Source organism: Sorangium sp. So ce295 (genome assembly GCF_051527405.1).
Classification (GTDB): domain Bacteria; phylum Myxococcota_A; class Polyangia; order Polyangiales; family Polyangiaceae; genus Sorangium; species Sorangium cellulosum_B.
Genome location: NZ_CP150324.1, coordinates 6,359,379 through 6,375,812 on the forward strand (window position 1 = coordinate 6,359,379; position 16,434 = coordinate 6,375,812).

The following is a 16,434-nucleotide window of genomic DNA, read 5'->3' on the forward strand; positions in this document are numbered from 1 at the left end:
GCTCCCATGACAGCCACCGTCCCGCCCGCCGCCGGCGCCACGGCCGCGGGCTCGCGCGGCGACCTCCCCGCGCCCGCGGGCTCGCCCGGCGATCTTCCCGCGGCCCTGCTCCGGAGCTCCCCCGCCGACTTCATCGTCGAGGAGCTCCCCGCTTACGCGCCGAGCGGCCGCGGCGAGCATGTGTTCGTGACCTTCCGCAAGACGGGGCGCACCACGCTCGACGCGGTCCGGGCCATCGCGCTCGCGCTCGGGGCCGACCCGGGCGGCGCCGGCTTCGCCGGCATGAAGGACCGTCACGCGATCACCACGCAGACCGCATCGTTCCAGCTCCCCCTCGCGCAGGATCCGGCGCCCCTGCTCGAGAAGGCCGAGCTGCCCGGGATCGAGGTCCTCACGGTCGCCCGGCACGACAACAAGCTCAAGCCGGGGCACCTCCTGGGCAACCGGTTCCGGATCGCGCTCCGGGGCATCGCTCCCGCGGCGCTCCCGCTCGCCGAGCGCCGCCTTGCCGAGATCGGCCGCGCCGGCGTGCCGAACGCGTTCGGGCCCCAGCGGTTCGGAAGGAACGGCGACAACCCCGAGCGCGCGCTCGCGTGGATCGCGGGCCGGGAGCGCGGGCCCCGCGACAAGCGCGAGCAGCGGCTGCTCTTCTCGGCGCTCCAGTCGCTCTGGTTCAACGAGGTGCTCGCGCGCCGCGAGGCGGACGGCACCTGGAGCGCCGTGCTCCCCGGCGATCTCGCCAAGAAGCGCGACAGCGGCGGGCTGTTCCTCGTGCCGCTCGAGGGCCCGGAGCTCGCGGACGCCGAGGCGCGCGCCGCCGCGCTCGCGATCTCGGCGACGGGCCCGATGTTCGGCCGGAAGATGCGCTGGCCCGAGGGCGCCCCGGGCGCGCTGGAGCGCGAGGTGCTCACCGCGGCGATCGGCGACCCTCGCAAGCTCGACGCGTTCGCCCACGCCGGAGAAGGCACGCGGCGCCCGCTGCGCCTGGAGGTGGACGGCCTCGAGGTATCCACCTTGGAGGCGGCCGCCCGGGAGGCGGCGGTGAGCGCCGCCACGCCAGGAGCCGCGGACGATCCGGATGTACGGCACGGAATCGTCGTCTCGTTTGTGCTACCGAAGGGCGGCTACGCGACGACCGTCCTTGGGCGAGTCTTCCAGCTCGTCGACGCCTCCGCCCCCCGGCCCTCCATCGGCAGGCCGGGGGCGGGCAGCGCCCCTCCTCCGGAGGGGGACGAAGTCGAGGAAGGGCAGCCCGCCGTCGACCCGTAGAGGCTCTTCGAAGCGCGGCTCCCCCCCACCCCCCATCGGAAAGGCACCAAGGAACAAGATGAACCTCGTCGAGTGGCTGCAGCGCATCATGGTCGGATTCGGGGCCGCCTGGGTCATGTGGTTGATGATCGCCCTCAGCGTCGTCTCGGTCGCCATCATCCTGGAGCGCGCCTGGTTCTTCTGGTCGCTCCGCGACGATCTCACCGTCCTCGCGCGGGACCTCAAGACGTCCCTCGACGACTCGATCGAGGCGGCGCGGCGGCGGATGGACGCCTCTCCCTCGGCCGAGGCGGCGGTCGTCGCGGCCGGCCTCGCGGTGGCGCACCAGGGGCCCGAGGCGGCCGAGGAGGCCATGGCCGGCGCCGCGGCGCTCCAGCGCATGAAGCTCGAGCGGCGCCTCGCCTACCTGGGCACGCTCGGCAACAACGCGCCGTTCATCGGGCTGTTCGGCACCGTCATCGGCGTCGTCGGCGCCTTCGACGCGCTCGGCCAGGCGGCGAAGACGCCGGTGGCGCAGGCCACGTCGCAGGCCATGGCGCCGCAGGCGGTCATGTCGAGCATCGCCGAGGCGCTCGTCGCGACCGCGGTCGGCCTCGCGGTCGCCATCCCGGCGGTCGCCGCGAACAACTTCTTCCAGCGCATGATCAAGTCGACGCTCGCCAACACCGAGGCGCTGACGCGCGTCCTGCTCGCGCACCTCAAGATCGATCCGGCGTTCGCCGGGGCCGCCCCCGCCGCCGCCGTCGAGCAGCCGCGCGGCAAGGCCGCGAGGGCGGCGCGGCAGGACGAGCACAAGAAGGGCGGCGCGGGCGAGGAGGAGCGCTGATGGCCGCCACGAGCCGCAACGACGATGACGAGATGATCAGCGGCATCAACGTCACGCCGCTCGTCGACATCACCCTCGTCCTCCTCATCATCTTCATGGTGACGGCGAAGATCATCGTCTCGCAGTCGCTCCCCCTCGACCTGCCGAAGGCCGCGCAGGGGCAGGAGGTGCAGCTCATCTTCGGGCTCGAGCTGCACGCGAACGGCGACACGCTCGCCGACGGCAAGAAGCTCGCGGGCGAGGACGCCATCCTGCCGATCGCGCGCGAGGCCCAGGCGAAGAACCCGGAGCTCCGCGCCGTGATCCGCGCCGACACGACGGTCCCGCACGGCCGGGTGATCCGCGCGCTCGATCTGCTGAAGCAGGCCGGCGTCTCCAAGATCGCGTTCGGCGTGACGCCGATCGCGCCCGAGGCCGGCGCGGTCCCGGGCGCGGCGCCGGGTTCCCCCGCCGCGCCTCCCCCGGCGGCCCCCGCGCCCGCAACCCCGAGCCCCGCGCCGTGAGCGCGCCGAGCGAGACCTTATGAGCCAGGTCACGAGCGATCGCGCCGCGGGGGCGGTCCACGACGGGCGCCGCCGAGGCAAGCGCAGCGGCGCCGAGCCCGGGGGCGCCCTCGAGCCCTCGGCCCCCCTCGCCTCGCCGGCGCCTGCCCGCGCCGGCGATCGCCGGCGCGGCGCGGATCCGCTCGCCGCGGTGCTCGCCCTCGGCGACCGCGCGTCGCGCGTGGGCGCCGTTCTCGGGGTCACGCTGGCGGTCACGAGCCACGGCGCGGCCTCGGCCCGGGCCATCGTCTCGGGGTCGCTGCGCGACATGCGGCACGTGGTCGAGGAGATGCGCACAGGCATCCACGACTACCTCTGGGCGATCTACGAGGTCGACATCCCGCCGCCGAAGGTCGAGGCGCCCAAGCCCCCGGAGCCCGAGCCGCCGCCGCCGGCGCCCGAGCCCGAGCCCGTCCCCAAGGTCGCGCCGCCTCCGCAGGCGAACACCCCGCCGCCCAAGGACGACCCGTACGATCCACCCCCGGCCGCCGCCGAGGCCTCGAAGGTCCTGACGAAAGAGCCGGATCCGGACGAGGTCCTCGACATGACCGATCAGGGGATCGCGAGCGGCGAGGGGCAGGGCGTCGGCTACGGCCAGGTGGCCGGCGCGGGCACGGCGAAGACCCCCACGTTCAACCCGAACGCGAAGGTCGGAGGCGTCGTCGGCGGCAAGGGCACGGGCGCCCCCGTCCCGCCCCCGCCCCCCGCAGGGCCGGACCGCTCCGCGCCGCCCGGGCTGATCGGCAGCAGCAACTGGAACTGTCCTTTCCCTCCGGAGGCCGACGTCGACCAGATCGACCAGGCGAAGGTCGTCCTCATGGTCACGGTGCGCCCCGACGGCAGCCCGCTCTCGGTCAAGGTCGTCAGTGATCCTGGACACGGCTTTGGTCGCTCCGCGCGCATGTGCGCGCTCGGCCGCCGCTACAACCCCGGCAAAGATCGCTCGGGCGCTTCGATCGCCGCCACGACGCCGCCCATCACGGTGACGTTCACGCGCTAGCTCCCCGCCTCGAGCTCCCTTTAAATTCGCTCCGCGCCCTTCGCCTCGGTTATCCTCGTCGGCGGCTTGTGATCGTCCCCGAACGGATCGAGCAGCTCTCGAAGGTCCCTCTCTTCAAGGGCCTCACCCCGGCCGCGCTGGAGCTCATCTCGCGCGTCGCGAGCGAAGAGACGCACGCCCTCGGCACCAAGATCTTTCAGCACGGGGATCCGGGCGACAAGCTCTACATCCTGCTCGAAGGCAAGGTCCGGATCAGCCGAGAGATCGCCGGGATCGGCGAGGAGGCGCTCGCGGTGCTCGGCCCAGGCGCCGTGTTCGGCGAGATGGCGCTGCTCGACGAGGCACCCCGCTCCGCCGACGCGCGCGTCCACGAGCGCTGCCGGTTGCTCACCGTGTCGAAGGACGCGTTCGAGGACCTGCTCTTCCTGCACAAGGAGCTCGCGTACGAGGTCCTCTGGAACGTCGTCCGGATGCTCGTCCAGCGGCTCCGCGAGACGAACAACAAGCTCACGTTCCTCTCCGTCTCAGGCAAATTCGAGTAGAGTGCCGGCCAGATCGCCCGGTGACCGTGGGCGCGCGCCATCGCGGCGCTGCCTGCCGCACGGGGGGCGGCGTTCGGCTCGAACTCAACGTTCCTTGGAGGACTATGGCAGCCAGAATGAAGCACGCAGCGCTCGCCCTCGCGCTCTGGATGGGCGCCTTCGCAGGAGCCTGCGGCTCCAGCACGCCGCCGCCCGAGACGGCGGCCGACAAGAACGACTTCGACGGCGAGTCGAGCCCGGACGAGGGCAAGGCGACCGCCGACGCCGAGGGGGCGAAGCCGGCGAAGCCCGAGAAGGCCGCGGAGGCGCACGAGGAGGAGCACGAGGCTCCCGCCAAGTCGACGCCGCTCCAGGCGACCAAGTTCGAGGCGGATCTGAAGAAGATCGGGATCAACCTCAAGAAGATCCCGGAGCTCGAGAAGCTCCCGGCGGGGCAGAAGAAGAAGGTGATGCCGCTGCTCCAGAAGGCGCTCGGCTACGACACCTGCGAGGGCTGCCACGTCGAGGGCGACTTCAAGAAAGAGACGCGGGACATGAAGATCGCCCGCGAGATGTGGCGCAACTTCGTGGTGCCGCTCCGCAGCGAGAGCGGCGGAACCCTCTTCTGCGACAGCTGCCACGCCGGGAACGAGCACGTCCTGAACCGCAAGGACAAGAAGGCCCTGCAGGCGTTCATGGAGGAGGAGTACCAAAACAAGGTCGCCCGGGCGAACAAGGAGGACATGGAGTGCGGCACGTGTCACGGCGACGCCATGGAGACCAAGATCATCGAGAAACTCTGGAATATCCCGAAATGACGGGAGCCGCTTGGACGACGCGCGAGGCGCTCGTCCAGCAGCGGGACACGACGGAATCCGGCGAAGCCTCCTCGCCATCTTCGTCGGTCATTCGTTAGAGGCCTTACCTTTCAGCAGGAGCGGCTCCGAGGCCTGCCTGCGCTCCGATCTCGCACCAGCGTCCACTTCCAGCCTGCGCCGGCGCTCGGCCGCCTCATCCTCGACGACAGATCGCCATGACGGTGGGTCATGCACCGTTTTCGTACTAGATAGGCGGCATGTGCGGTGTGTTCGGAATCTTTGGCCACCCCGAGGCGGCCAACATGGCCTACCTCGGATTGCACGCGCTCCAGCATCGAGGGCAGGAATCCGCGGGGATCGTCAGCAGCGACGGGGAGCGCCTCTTCGGTCACCGCGCCATGGGGCGGGTGCAGTCCGGCTTCTCTCCGACCGATCTCGCGACGCTGCCCGGCGATCGCGCCATCGGCCACGTCCGCTACTCCACCGCGGGCGGCTCGCACCTGAAGAACGCGCAGCCGCTCGGGGTCGACTACGCGCGCGGCTCGCTGGCGGTCGCGCACAACGGCAACCTCACGAACCATGAGGCCCTGCGCGATCGGCTCGAGGCGCGCGGCTCGATCTACCAGACCGCGAGCGACACCGAGTCGATCGTCCACCTCATCGCGATGAGCAAGAAGGAAGAGCTGCGCGACCGCATCGCGGAGGCGCTCACGCAGGTGGAGGGCGCGTACTCCCTGCTCTTCCTGACCGAGCGCGAGCTCATCGCCGTGCGCGATCCGCGCGCGATCCGGCCGCTCTGCCTGGGCGAGATGGCGAGCGGCAGCGGCGTCACCCACGTGGTCGCGAGCGAGTCGACGGCGTTCGACCTCATCGGCGCGCGCAAGGTGCGCGACATCGCGCCGGGCGAGATGCTGATCATCAGCGCCGACGGCGTGCGCTCCGAGTTCCCCTTCGCGCAGGAGCCGCGCAAGCTCTGCATCTTCGAGCACGTCTACTTCGCCCGGCCCGACTCGACCATCCAGGGCGTGAGCGTCTACGAGGTCCGCAAGGCGTTCGGCCGGCGCCTCGCCGCCGAGCAGCCGGTCGAGCCCGGCGACGATCTGGTCGTGATCCCCGTGCCCGACTCGGGCGTGCCGGCGGCGATCGGCTTCGCCGACCGCGCGCGCGCCCCCTTCGAGATGGGGCTCATCCGCAGCCACTACGTCGGCCGCACGTTCATCGAGCCGCAGCAGTCGATCCGGCACTTCGGCGTCCGGCTCAAGCTCAACCCGAACCGGGCGGTGATCGAGGGCAAGCGGGTCGTCGTCATCGACGACTCGATCGTCCGCGGGACGACGAGCCGGAAGATCGTCAAGATGATCCGCGACGCCGGCGCGCGCGAGGTGCACGTCCGCATCTCGAGCCCGCCCACGCGATGGCCCTGCTACTACGGGATCGACACGCCCACGCGGTCGGAGCTCATCGCCTCGAGCCACTCGGTGGACGAGATCTCCAGCTACCTGACGGCCGACAGCGTCGGGTACCTCTCGCTGGAGGGCCTGGTCGAGAGCGTGCGGTCCCTCGAGGCGCGCGCCGGGGACGCCTCGGGCGCGCGGCCGTCGGCGGAGAGCTACTGCCACGCGTGCTTCTCCGGGACCTACCCGATCGCCTTCACGCCGGCCGCGCCGAACCGGCAGCTACGGATGGTGAGCGGTTGACGCTGCCCCGCTCCGGCGCCGAGGGTCCTCCGATGGCCGAGGGGACCGCCGATCACGAGAGCGCGGATCGCGCCGCCGCCTCGGCGCCGCTCTTCGCCCGCGTCGCCGACGAGGTCTCGATCTACGAGGTGAGCCCGCGGGACGGGCTCCAGAACGAGGCGGCGATGATCCCGATCGAGGGCAAGCGGCGGCTCATCGCGGCGCTCGTCGGCGCCGGTCTCCGCAGGATCGAGATCACGAGCTTCGTCTCGCCGAAGTGGGTGCCGCAGCTCGCCGACGCCGAGGAGCTCGCGCGGACGCTCCCGGCGGAGCGGGGCGTGACCTTCAGCGCCCTGTGCCCGAACGCGCGCGGCCTCGAGCGCGCGCTGGCGGTGGGCCTGCGCGAGATCGCCGTCTTCCTGAGCGCGAGCGAGGCGCACAACCGCGCCAACATCAACAAGTCGATCGACGACACGCTCTCGGTGTTCTCGGAGATCGTCCCTCCGGCGCGCGAGGCGGGCCTCGCCGTGCGCGCCTACGTCTCGACCGTGTGGGGCTGCCCGTACGAGGGCGACGTCGACCCTGCCCGGGTCGTGCGCATCGCGGAGCGGCTCATCGACCTCGGCTGCTACCAGGTCTCCCTCGGCGACACGATCGGCGTGGGCACCCCGCGGCAGACGCACGACATCGTCCGCCGCTTCCTCGACGCGATGCCGCCCGAGCGGTTCGCGCTGCACCTGCACGACACGCGCGGCACGGCGCTCGCGAACATCCTGGTCGGCCTGGAGCTCGGGGTGCGCGACTTCGACGCGTCGGTGGCGGGCGTCGGCGGCTGCCCCTACGCGCCGGGCGCGGCGGGCAACATGGCGACGGAGGACCTCGTGTTCATGCTCCACGGGATGGGCGTCCGGACCGGCGTCGATCTCGACAAGGTGATCGAGGCGGGGAACGTCGCCGAGCAGGTCATCGGCCGCCCGCTCCCGGGCAAGGTCCACCGCGCCGGCCCGTTCCGGCTGCGCCGTCAGCCGACCCGGGACTGAGCGCGGCCCAGCGCCGCGCCCGGACCGCGAGGCCGCCGTCAGTCGCCCGCGATGCACCCGAGGCGCGTGAAGAAGACGTGGTGCTCGCCGCCCTCGCGATCGTCGCGGAAGAGGATGCCCACGTCGCCCTCCGGCCCGAACGTCGCGACCGGGCTGATGCTGTCGCGGGGCGCGAAGGTGAGCCGCTGCTCCGCGCTGATCGGCGCGAGATCCGCGTTGACCGTGACCGCGTAGAGCTCGTAGCCGTCGTTCTGATCGCGGTCGTCCGAGTAGATCGCCAGCAGCCGATCGCCGAGCGGGCGCAGGAACGGGTACCTGGAGCGGAAGGGCCCAGGGTCCGAGATGGGCGTGGGCGGCGTGAGGATCTCGCCGTCCTCCGAGACCGCCGCCGCGTAGATGGCCTTGAGGCTCGCCGACTTGTCGAACCACGCGATGACGTAGCGATCACGGTTCCAGACCACCGTCGGATAGACCGCGTCGGTCTCGCCGGTCGTCAGCGTGACGACCTCCGAGCGCGGATCGAGCTCGGCGGTGAACGTCCGGAACTGGATGAAGTGCGTGGCCGCGTCGCCCGTGGACCACGCGACGCCGATGCCGCCCTGGCCGGCCGCCGCGGAGGGCGCCTCGTTGCCGAAGCCGTTCGACGCCTCCGTGAGCTGGATGTTGTCGCCGATCAGGTTGCCGTCGATGTCGATGCGCTGCGCGAACAGATCGAAGAGGCCGTTGCGCTCGTCCTGCCAGACGGGGATGAACTCCGTGTCGTTCCAGGTGAGCGTCACGTTGACGGAGAAGCCGGGCGCCTTCGAGAGCCGCCGATCGCCGCCCTCCACCTTCTGCCCGTCCTCGTCGAGGAGGGAGAAGTACACCTCGTAGTCGCCGTCGCGCCGGTCCTGCCAGGCGGCGCCGTACCGATCGCCGACCCACACGATCGGCCCGCCGGAGGCGTCGCCGTTCTTCGGCGTGATGATCTCCTCGCCCGGCGCGAGCGGCTGCCCGTCGACGCTGATCATCGAGCGGTACAGGTTGAAGCCCTGCGTGGTCCCGGTGTAGAGCGACGCGTACGACGCCCCGCTCCAGGCGAGCCCGCCAGAGCCGGCCGGCGCGATGTCGCCCGAGATGCGGGTCGCGTCGGTGTCGAGCGGCACGAAGCGCGCCCCGTTGTCGACCGTGCCGTCGCAGTCGTTGTCGACGCCGTCGCAGATCTCGATCCCCCCAGGGAAGGCCGCGGCGCTCGCGTCGTCGCAGTCGTCGCCGCACGCCAGCGGCTCGCCAGGGATCGTGCCGGGCAGGGCCGCGCGGAAGCCGTCGCCGTCGATGTCGAGCGTCGACGGCCCGTAGACGCACGCTCCCGTCGCGCTCTCGCACGTGTCCTTGGTGCAGGGATCGCTGTCGTCACACTCCACCGGCTCCAGCGCGACGCACTCCCCGCCGCGCCGCGGGGCCGCGCCCTCGGGCGAGGGCGCCGCGCCGCCGTCGGGCTGCCCCGCCTCGAAGAGCTGGCAGAACACAGGCTTGCAGAGATCCTCGATGCCGGGACAGTCGGCGTCCACCTCGCACTCCGGCGCGGGCGGCGGGATGTTCAGCCCCGTCCGCGCCCCGCACCCTCCCGAGAGCGACCCGCCGCCAAGAACCGTCCCGAGGAGGGCCGCCGCCAGCGCCGCCTTCCGGCGCGCGCGCCGACCCAGGGCGTACGTCGTCACAGACATCCGCCCATCCCCGCGACGTCGATCGGCTCGCACACGAACCCCGGATCGCAGTTGTCGTCGCCGCTGAGCGCGCAGAGCTCGACGCACTGGGTGCCCGAGCCGGTCACCACGCAGGCGAACCCGGCGCCGCACTGGCTGCCGCCGCTGCACGGATCGCCCTGTCGGCCTGGACCGGCCGGCGCGCAGTACGCGCCGTAGATCTCCTGCCCGCACGGCTCGTCCGGATACTGCACATAGATGAAGCACCCCTCTCCCGGGGCGCAAAAGTCGCTCGACTGATCGTACGGATCGCACGCGAAATCGGTGATCGGCGGCCCGGTGTCGGGACAGCCGGGGTCTTCGTACTCTTCGAGCGGATCCCTCCCCGGGTCCGAGCCGCCTCCCCCGCCGGTCGGGACGGGCGGAGCGCCGGCTTCGCCGCCACCTCCGCCGTCTGCGGACGGATCGTCCACGATGACTGTCTGGCCGCAACCGACAGCGAGAGCGAGCCCAGGGAGCGGTACGCAGAGGAGTGTCAGGAGGAGCGAGGAGCACCGTCGCATGTCGCCATGCTATCGATTCCTCGCGCGCCCGCCATGCATTTGGCAGCGATGGCAGTGTCCTGACGCCACGACGAGCGGTGGATCGTTTCCCCCAGGCTGCAATCCCACTTGCCTGTTGGCCGGCGCTCTGATGTATCTCTCAACAATGCACACGCGCAACCTGCTCACCATCGCACTCCTCGCAGCTCCCCCTCTGGCGCTCGCCCCCCTCATGGCGTGCGGCGGCGATGACGAGACGGGAGGAGGTGGAGCGAGCTCCTCCAGCACCACCTCGAGCAGCTCCGGCGAAGGCGGCGGCGGCGGTGAGGCCGGCGGCGGCGGTGAAGGCGGCGCGGGCGGCGCGGGCGGCGCTGGCGGTGGAGACGGCGGCGGCGGCGGCGTGGTCCCCGGTGAGCCCGCCGGCCACCTGCTGATCTCGGAGGTGGCCGTCAAACCTGGAGCGGGCGAGTTCATCGAGATCTGGAACCCGACCGAGGCCGAGATCGACCTCACCAACTACTACCTTTCGGACAACAGCGTTTATTATGCCATCACCACGGGTACCGCCTTCGCGCCGACAGGCAGCGCAGGGACGGACTTCCTCGTCCAGTTCCCCCCCGGGACCATGATCGCGGCGGGCGCGCGCCTCGTGCTGGCGAGCGATGACGGCTTCGAGCTCCAGTACCAGCGGTGCGCCGACTTCGCCCTGGACGAGACGCCCATCCCCTGCGAGGGGGCGGACGTGCCGCCCATGATCGCGCCCACGAACGGCGCCCTCGGGGCGCAATCCGGCGCGCTGCTCACCGACGGCGCGGAGATGGTGATCCTCTTCGAGTGGGACGGCACGGAGCGCAGCCCGCTCAAGGACGTCGATTACGTCATCTGGGGCGAGGAGCTGGGGAACTCGGCGATGGTGTACAAGACAGGCAAGACCGGTTATGCCGATGACACCGCGCGCGGCAGCCAGCGGCCAGCGGCGGCCGCCGCCAGCGGGTCGAGCATGGTCCGCTGTAGCGATCTCGAGGTCGGCGAGCTCTTGACCGAAGGCAACGGCATCAGCGGGCACGACGAGACGAGCGAGTGGCTCGACATCAGCTTCACCGTGGCGTCCACGCCGACGCCCGGCGAAGAGAACGACTGCCCGTGAGCGCGCCCGCTGCGAGCTCGGCTCCTCGCCGCGGGGCGGCGGGAGCCCGGGCTCGGCGCGGGGCACCTCGGACCGATCACTGCCGGGTGATCGTCACCTTCTTGATGACCGGCGGGGTGACCGGGCGCTCGCCCTTCACCTCGACGCCGGCCAGCTTGTGGACGAGCTCCTCGGGCCCGCACTCACCGAAGATGGTGTAGCCGTTGTCGAGGTGGAACGCCGCCGCGTCGGTGATGAAGAACTGCGCGGAGTTCGTGTTCTTGCCGCGGTTCGCCATGCACAGGAGCCCTGCGCGATCGTGGCTGCCGTCCTCCCAGACCTCGTCGGGGATGACGTAACCGGCCTCGCCGGTGCCGTTCTTCTTCGCGTCCCCGCCCTGGATCATGAATCCCTTGATGATGCGGTGGAAGATGGTGCCGTCGTAAGCGGGCTTCTTCTCCCATGTCCCCTCCGGCGTCTTCCAGGGCCTGATCCCTCGCGCCAGGCCGACGAAATTGGCGACGGTGATGGGCGCCTTGTCGTCCAGCAGCTTGCAGGACAGCGTGCCGAGATCGGTCTCGATCGACGCCGTCAACGTCTTGCCCGGCGGGAGCCCCTTGGTGGCGTCGTCGAGCGTCCACTTGCCCTTGACCGGGTCGTCCTCGCTGGGCTTGACCTCGGCGACCGGCTTCGCTGCGACCTTGCGCTTCTGCGGCTGAGGGCGCTCCTTCTCTGCCGTCTCCGCCTTGCCTCCGGCCAGCCCCGTCGACGCGGGCGTGGTCTTCGGCTTCGGCGCTTCTTCGGCCGTGGGCTCCGGGGTCTTCGAACATCCCGCGAGGGCCGAGAGCGTGGCGAGGGTGGCGAGGGACTGAATGGCGAGGGTTCGAGCGTTCATCGTGCGACGATTTCCCGCGTCGCGGTCCAGCGGTCAAGGACGAGCGTCGCCGTGGTAGGAAGCGGCATGAGCTCGCGCTGCGCCCTCGCGACCCGTCCGTTCACGTCCGCCACGTCCGCCACGTCCGCCACGTCCGCCTCGCTGGCCATTCCCGCCGCGCTCGCCTCGCTCGTTCCCGCCCTGGGCGCGCTGCTGCTCGCGATCGCCCTTGGCGCGTGCGAGCGCCGCGTCGACGAGCCGCTTCCGCTCACGCCCAGCAGCAACTTGGGCGACGTTGCGCCGCCCGCCTCGACCGGGACGCCGCCCGCCTCGACCGTGGAGCGGGACGCCGGCCGCTGCATCCAGCCGACGCCGTCGATGCCCGAGCGGCCGTCTCCGAAGCTCACCGGCCCGGATCCGGCGTGCCCCGAGGACCCGACCGGCCCGTTCCAGCTCGCGACCGGCAAGGTGACCTTCCTCGAGGCCAAGGCCCCCGATGTCACCGTCGAGATCGCCAGGCGAGAGCAAGAGCGCGCCCGCGGCCTCATGTACAGGACGAGCATGGCGGAGAACCGCGGGATGATCTTCGTCTTCCAGCAGCGGAACAATCACTCGTTCTGGATGCACAACACGTGCATCCCGCTCGACATGCTGTTCATCGACAGCGACGGTACGATCGTCGGTATCGAGGAGAACACCCCGACGCTCACCGACTCGACCTTCGACGTCGGATGTCCGTCGACGTACGTCCTCGAGCTGAACGCCGGCTGGGCGCGGCGCCACGGCGTCGTCGCGGGCCAGAAGGTGCGGCTCGAGGGGATCTGACGCGCGCCCGAGCGGCGGCTCCTCGGCCGGAGCGTCGTTTCATATCCCCGTGAACAGACCGAGCTGGCGCGGGGGAGCCGGCGGCCCGAGCGACGAGCGCGCCGCGCCGGGCGGAGGGGCCGGCGGCGCCGCCGCGTCGAGGACCAGCGGCCCCCGAGGCGGCGCGGCGACGAGGCGCGTGCGCCGGCCGACGAGCGCGTCACGGGCGGCGTCGAGCGCGAGCTCCGGGCGGTTGTTGACCTCGGAGAGGTGCATCAGCGCGACCGTGTGCGTGCCGCCGGGCAGCGCCGCGAGCAGCTCGCACGCCTGCGCGTTCGACAGGTGGCCCCGCGCCGAGCGGATCCTGCGCTTGAGGTGCTGCGGGTACGGGCCGGCCTCGAGCAACCCCGCGTCGTAGTTCGACTCGAGCATCACCACATCGCAGCCGGCGACGTGCTCCAGGAGCCCCGGAGGGACCTCGCCGAGATCCGTCACGAGCGCGGCCCGCCGCGCGCCGTCGTCGACGACGAGCGCGACCTGCGCCGCGTCGTGCGGCAGCGGCCTCGGCGAGAACGTGAGCGCGCCCACCGCGAACGGCTCGCGCGACGAGAAGCCCCGGACGCGCTCTGGATCGCCGAGCTCCGCCGCGCGCACGGTCGCCTCCGAGGCGTAGATCGGGATCTTGTGCTTCTTGTTGTACCTGGCGGCCACGCCGACGTGGTCGGCGTGCGCGTGCGTGATGACGATCGCGTCGGGCAGGAGCCTGCCGTCCGCGCCGCCCGCGGCCGCCGCCGAGAGGCACTGCTCGAGCACCCGCGGCCCGACGCCCGCGTCCACGAGGACCCGCGTGCCGCGGGAAGCGAACAGCGTGGCGTTGCCTCCGCTCCCGCTCGCGATGATGGTGATCTTCATACCGGGCTCCGGGACCGGACTACAGGCGGCTCTGTGACCCGTAGCGCAGGCGAGGGCTCGGCTGCAAGCGCGCCGAGCCGCGCGAAGCGCTCGCGACGGCGCTCGAACGACGCTACAGGGATCTCACTTCGTGGCGCCCTCCCCTCGCCCCGCTTCCGCCTCTTCCCCCGACACCGACGCCGAGGTGCCGCTCGCCGCGCCGCGCGCCCCTGGCGAGAGCGGCGGAGCGCCGCGAGGCGCGCGCGGCAAGCGGCGCCGCCGCGCCCTGATCGCGGCGCTCGTGGTCGTCACCGTCGTCGCGGCCGCCATAGCCGCGCTCGTCGTGCTCGGTCCTCCCGCGCTCCGCCGGCGCATCATCGCCGAGGCCCGCGCGCGCGGCGTCGCGCTCGATCCCGGGAAGATCGACGTCGATCTCCGCTCGATCCGCCTGCGCGACGGCCGCTTCTCCCTCCTCGGGGTGCGCGGGATCTCGGGCACGGTGGCGCGCGCCACCATCGAGCTGCGCGGCCTCTCGCCGGCGCGGATCGCGACGGAAGGCGTCGAGCTCACCCTCGTGGGGACCGACGCCCTGGAGGATCTGCCGGCGTGGGTCGCGCAGTACGGCCCGCGCGCGGCGGCGCTGCCGCTCACCACGGGCCGCGTCCGCCTGGGTCTCCGGGATCACGAAGGCGGACCGGAGGTGCTCGCGCTGGCCGACGGCGCCCTCGAGCGGCGCGCGGCCGCTCCGGTCGAGGGCGCCGCCGCGCCGCCCGGCGCGCCGCGGCCGGAGCTCGGCGTCCTGAAGCAGGCTCGCGTGCTCGTCGCCGGCAAGGAGATCGCGCGGACCGACATCGCCTGGTCCATCGGCGCAGCGTCGATCTCCCTGGGCCTCGGCGGCGAGGACCTCGTCTCCGCGCCGCTCAGGGCCGAGCTCCGGCCGCGCCCCTCGCCGAGCGCCTCGATCGAGCTCGCGCCGACGCCGCTCTCCGCCGTGGGCGCGCTCCTCGGCGTCGACGTCGGCGCCTCGACGATGGTCGTCGCCGGAACGCTCGAGCTGCGGCTCGCGGATGGGGCGGACCGGACCGCCCTGTCCAAGGCGCCGCTCGAAGGGCCGATCGCGCTCACGGTGAAGGGCTTCACCCTGCCCCACCCCAGGGAGCTCGACGGGCTCCTCTTCGGCAACACCACGACCGTCAAGGCGGACGCGCGCCTCTCCGCGGACCGCCAGCGCGTCGCGCTGAGCGGCGTGGAGGTCGCCGCCGGCGCGCTGAAGCTCAAAGGGACGGGCACCGTCGAGCGCAACGGCGCGGACGCCGCGATCGCGATGGATCTGTCTGGATCCATCCCATGCTCGCTCCTTGCTGGCTCTGCCGCGATGTCGCACCTGACCGGCGCCGTAGGGCTGCTCGCGCGTGACCTGGTGAGCCGCACGCTCGCGGGCTCGGTGGCGGTCCAGGTCCGCGTCGACGCGCGCGCGAGCCGGCTGACCGCCGCGCGTGTCACGCCGAGCGCGATCCTCCGCTGTAAGCTCCGCTTCTAGCGGATCGCTCGGCCGCGCCGGGTCACGCAACCCGGAACCGAGAACCCGAATCCCGGGAGGAGAGATCGGTACGGCACCAACGAAGCGAATACTACGTGGAAGTTTCTCTTCCTGGCATTCAAGGTACCCCGGTCGCGGTTCAACGGTTGAACTGCTTTTTCTCGGCGCTGTCGCGTCCGAGCGCCGCTGTCGCGCGCTGCCGCCCTTTGCGGGTGGACTCCGTCCGAGCGCCACGAGGATCGATGAGAGAGGAAGGCGGAGGACGAAGGTCGATGTCGAGGACGCTCTGACGCGATGAACCACGGCGCGAAGCGCGGCGCGCCCTCGACGCGCGACGGTCGCTCTGACACGTTGTTCGATGAGGAGCCCGCAATGCGCTCTGGAGCTCTCCCCCTCGCCGCTCGGCTCACCTCGCTGCTCGGGCTCGTGGCGATCTTCAGCGCTGCCTGCGACGGCGGTCTCGGCACCGGCATGGACGACACCCCGGGCGGCGGGGGCGCGGCATCGTCCTCGTCGGCCTCGTCGGCCTCCGTGACATCGGGCGGAGGCAGCGGCGCGGGAGACGGCGGGGGGCCTGGAGAAGGCGGTGTCGGGGGAGGCAACGGCGGTACCGACGAGCAGGACTTCCCCCTCGACACGACGCCCCCGGCGCCCTGCCCGCCCGACATGGTGGAGGTCCAGGGATACTGCATCGATCGCTTCGAGGCGCCGAACGTGGAAGGCGCCCTGCCGCTCGTCATGGAGAGCGCCGTCTCGGCGCGCGCCTGGTGCGAGGAGCGCGGAAAGCGCCTCTGCACCGAGGACGAGTGGGACGCGGCGTGCCAGGGCCCCGAGGCGTCCGTCTATCCGTACGGGAACACCCACGAAGCGGAGCGCTGCAACGACAACAAGACGTGGAGAGCGCCCGACGAGGGCGCGCTCGGCTCCTGGCCTTCCGACGAGGCGCTGGCCGAGGTCCAGGCGCTGTACCAGGCCGAGCCGAGCGGCGCGCGGCCCGGGTGCGCGAGCGCGTTCGGCGTCCACGACATGACGGGGAACGTCGAGGAGTGGGTGGTGCGCACCCGATACCACGTCAACGAGTATCCTCACGTCCTCAAGGGCTGTTACTGGTCCGGCTGCTTCGGCGGCGCGAAGCCGCGGTGCGGCTCCACGAACCCGGCGCACGGGGACGGGTTCCGCTACTACGAGACCGGCTTCCGGTGCTGCCGCGACGTCGAGTGAACGAGCCGGCGGCGACGCTCCGGCGTCCACCGGAGCGGATCGAGGGCGCGGCGCGCAGC

The 16,434-nt window shown here is 72.0% G+C and carries 16 protein-coding genes; 12 read left to right on the forward strand and 4 right to left on the reverse strand.

The window, feature by feature from the left end; translation table 11 throughout:
* Positions 1-6 precede the first annotated feature (6 nt).
* The 8 genes from truD (at position 7) to WMF11_RS24020 (ending at position 7,692) form a co-directional block, all read left to right on the forward strand.
* Entirely contained in the window at positions 7-1,269 is a 1,263-nt protein-coding gene (truD, locus tag WMF11_RS23985) for a tRNA pseudouridine(13) synthase TruD (RefSeq protein WP_437910744.1), read from the forward strand.
* A 58-nt stretch (positions 1,270-1,327) separates the two neighbouring features.
* A complete protein-coding gene (locus WMF11_RS23990) occupies positions 1,328-2,095 on the forward strand; it encodes a MotA/TolQ/ExbB proton channel family protein (protein ID WP_437979047.1) in 768 nt (255 codons plus the stop codon).
* A complete protein-coding gene (locus WMF11_RS23995) occupies positions 2,095-2,598 on the forward strand; it encodes an ExbD/TolR family protein (protein ID WP_437555020.1) in 504 nt (167 codons plus the stop codon). The genes WMF11_RS23990 and WMF11_RS23995 overlap by 1 nt, the downstream gene beginning before the upstream one ends.
* Positions 2,599-2,617: 19 nt before the next feature.
* A complete protein-coding gene (locus WMF11_RS24000) occupies positions 2,618-3,637 on the forward strand; it encodes an energy transducer TonB (protein ID WP_437979048.1) in 1,020 nt (339 codons plus the stop codon).
* A 68-nt stretch (positions 3,638-3,705) separates the two neighbouring features.
* Positions 3,706-4,179, forward strand: coding sequence for a cyclic nucleotide-binding domain-containing protein (locus WMF11_RS24005; RefSeq protein WP_012236950.1), 474 nt, complete (start codon positions 3,706-3,708; stop codon positions 4,177-4,179).
* Between the two features lie 116 nt (positions 4,180-4,295).
* Positions 4,296-4,976, forward strand: coding sequence for a hypothetical protein (locus WMF11_RS24010; protein WP_437555022.1), 681 nt, complete (start codon positions 4,296-4,298; stop codon positions 4,974-4,976).
* 257 nt (positions 4,977-5,233) lie between these two features.
* On the forward strand, positions 5,234-6,673 hold the full coding sequence (purF, locus tag WMF11_RS24015; RefSeq protein WP_437910746.1) for an amidophosphoribosyltransferase: 1,440 nt from the start codon (positions 5,234-5,236) through the stop codon (positions 6,671-6,673).
* A gap of 32 nt (positions 6,674-6,705) precedes the next feature.
* Positions 6,706-7,692, forward strand: a complete 987-nt coding sequence (locus WMF11_RS24020) for a hydroxymethylglutaryl-CoA lyase (protein ID WP_437555024.1) — start codon at positions 6,706-6,708, stop codon at positions 7,690-7,692.
* Positions 7,693-7,730: 38 nt separating this feature from the next.
* Here WMF11_RS24020 and WMF11_RS24025 read toward each other — a convergent pair whose 3' ends face one another.
* Positions 7,731-9,398 carry a putative metal-binding motif-containing protein gene (locus tag WMF11_RS24025; protein ID WP_437979049.1) on the reverse strand — a complete coding sequence of 556 codons (1,668 nt, stop codon included), beginning with the start codon at positions 9,396-9,398 and terminating at the stop codon, positions 7,731-7,733.
* Entirely contained in the window at positions 9,389-9,850 is a 462-nt protein-coding gene (locus WMF11_RS24030) for a hypothetical protein (RefSeq protein ID WP_437555026.1), read from the reverse strand. The genes WMF11_RS24025 and WMF11_RS24030 overlap by 10 nt, the downstream gene beginning before the upstream one ends.
* Positions 9,851-10,085: 235 nt before the next feature.
* Between WMF11_RS24030 and WMF11_RS24035 the strand changes: the two genes are divergently transcribed.
* Positions 10,086-11,066 (forward strand): lamin tail domain-containing protein, encoded by a 981-nt coding sequence (locus WMF11_RS24035; protein ID WP_437910748.1) that lies wholly within the window; start codon positions 10,086-10,088, stop codon positions 11,064-11,066.
* Positions 11,067-11,142: 76 nt separating this feature from the next.
* On the opposite strand, the gene WMF11_RS24040 is transcribed toward WMF11_RS24035, so the two are convergent.
* On the reverse strand, positions 11,143-11,940 hold the full coding sequence (locus WMF11_RS24040) for a peptidylprolyl isomerase (protein ID WP_437910749.1): 798 nt from the start codon (positions 11,938-11,940) through the stop codon (positions 11,143-11,145).
* Between the two features lie 66 nt (positions 11,941-12,006).
* Here WMF11_RS24040 and WMF11_RS24045 point away from each other — a divergent pair, with 66 nt between their 5' ends.
* Entirely contained in the window at positions 12,007-12,744 is a 738-nt protein-coding gene (locus tag WMF11_RS24045) for a DUF192 domain-containing protein (protein ID WP_437979050.1), read from the forward strand.
* A 39-nt stretch (positions 12,745-12,783) separates the two neighbouring features.
* Here WMF11_RS24045 and WMF11_RS24050 read toward each other — a convergent pair whose 3' ends face one another.
* A complete protein-coding gene (locus WMF11_RS24050) occupies positions 12,784-13,635 on the reverse strand; it encodes an MBL fold metallo-hydrolase (RefSeq protein ID WP_437910751.1) in 852 nt (283 codons plus the stop codon).
* A gap of 130 nt (positions 13,636-13,765) precedes the next feature.
* Between WMF11_RS24050 and WMF11_RS24055 the strand changes: the two genes are divergently transcribed.
* Positions 13,766-15,154, forward strand: a complete 1,389-nt coding sequence (locus WMF11_RS24055; protein ID WP_437910752.1) for a hypothetical protein — start codon at positions 13,766-13,768, stop codon at positions 15,152-15,154.
* A gap of 372 nt (positions 15,155-15,526) precedes the next feature.
* A complete protein-coding gene (locus tag WMF11_RS24060) occupies positions 15,527-16,375 on the forward strand; it encodes a formylglycine-generating enzyme family protein (protein WP_437910753.1) in 849 nt (282 codons plus the stop codon).
* The last annotated feature ends 59 nt before the right edge of the window (positions 16,376-16,434 follow it).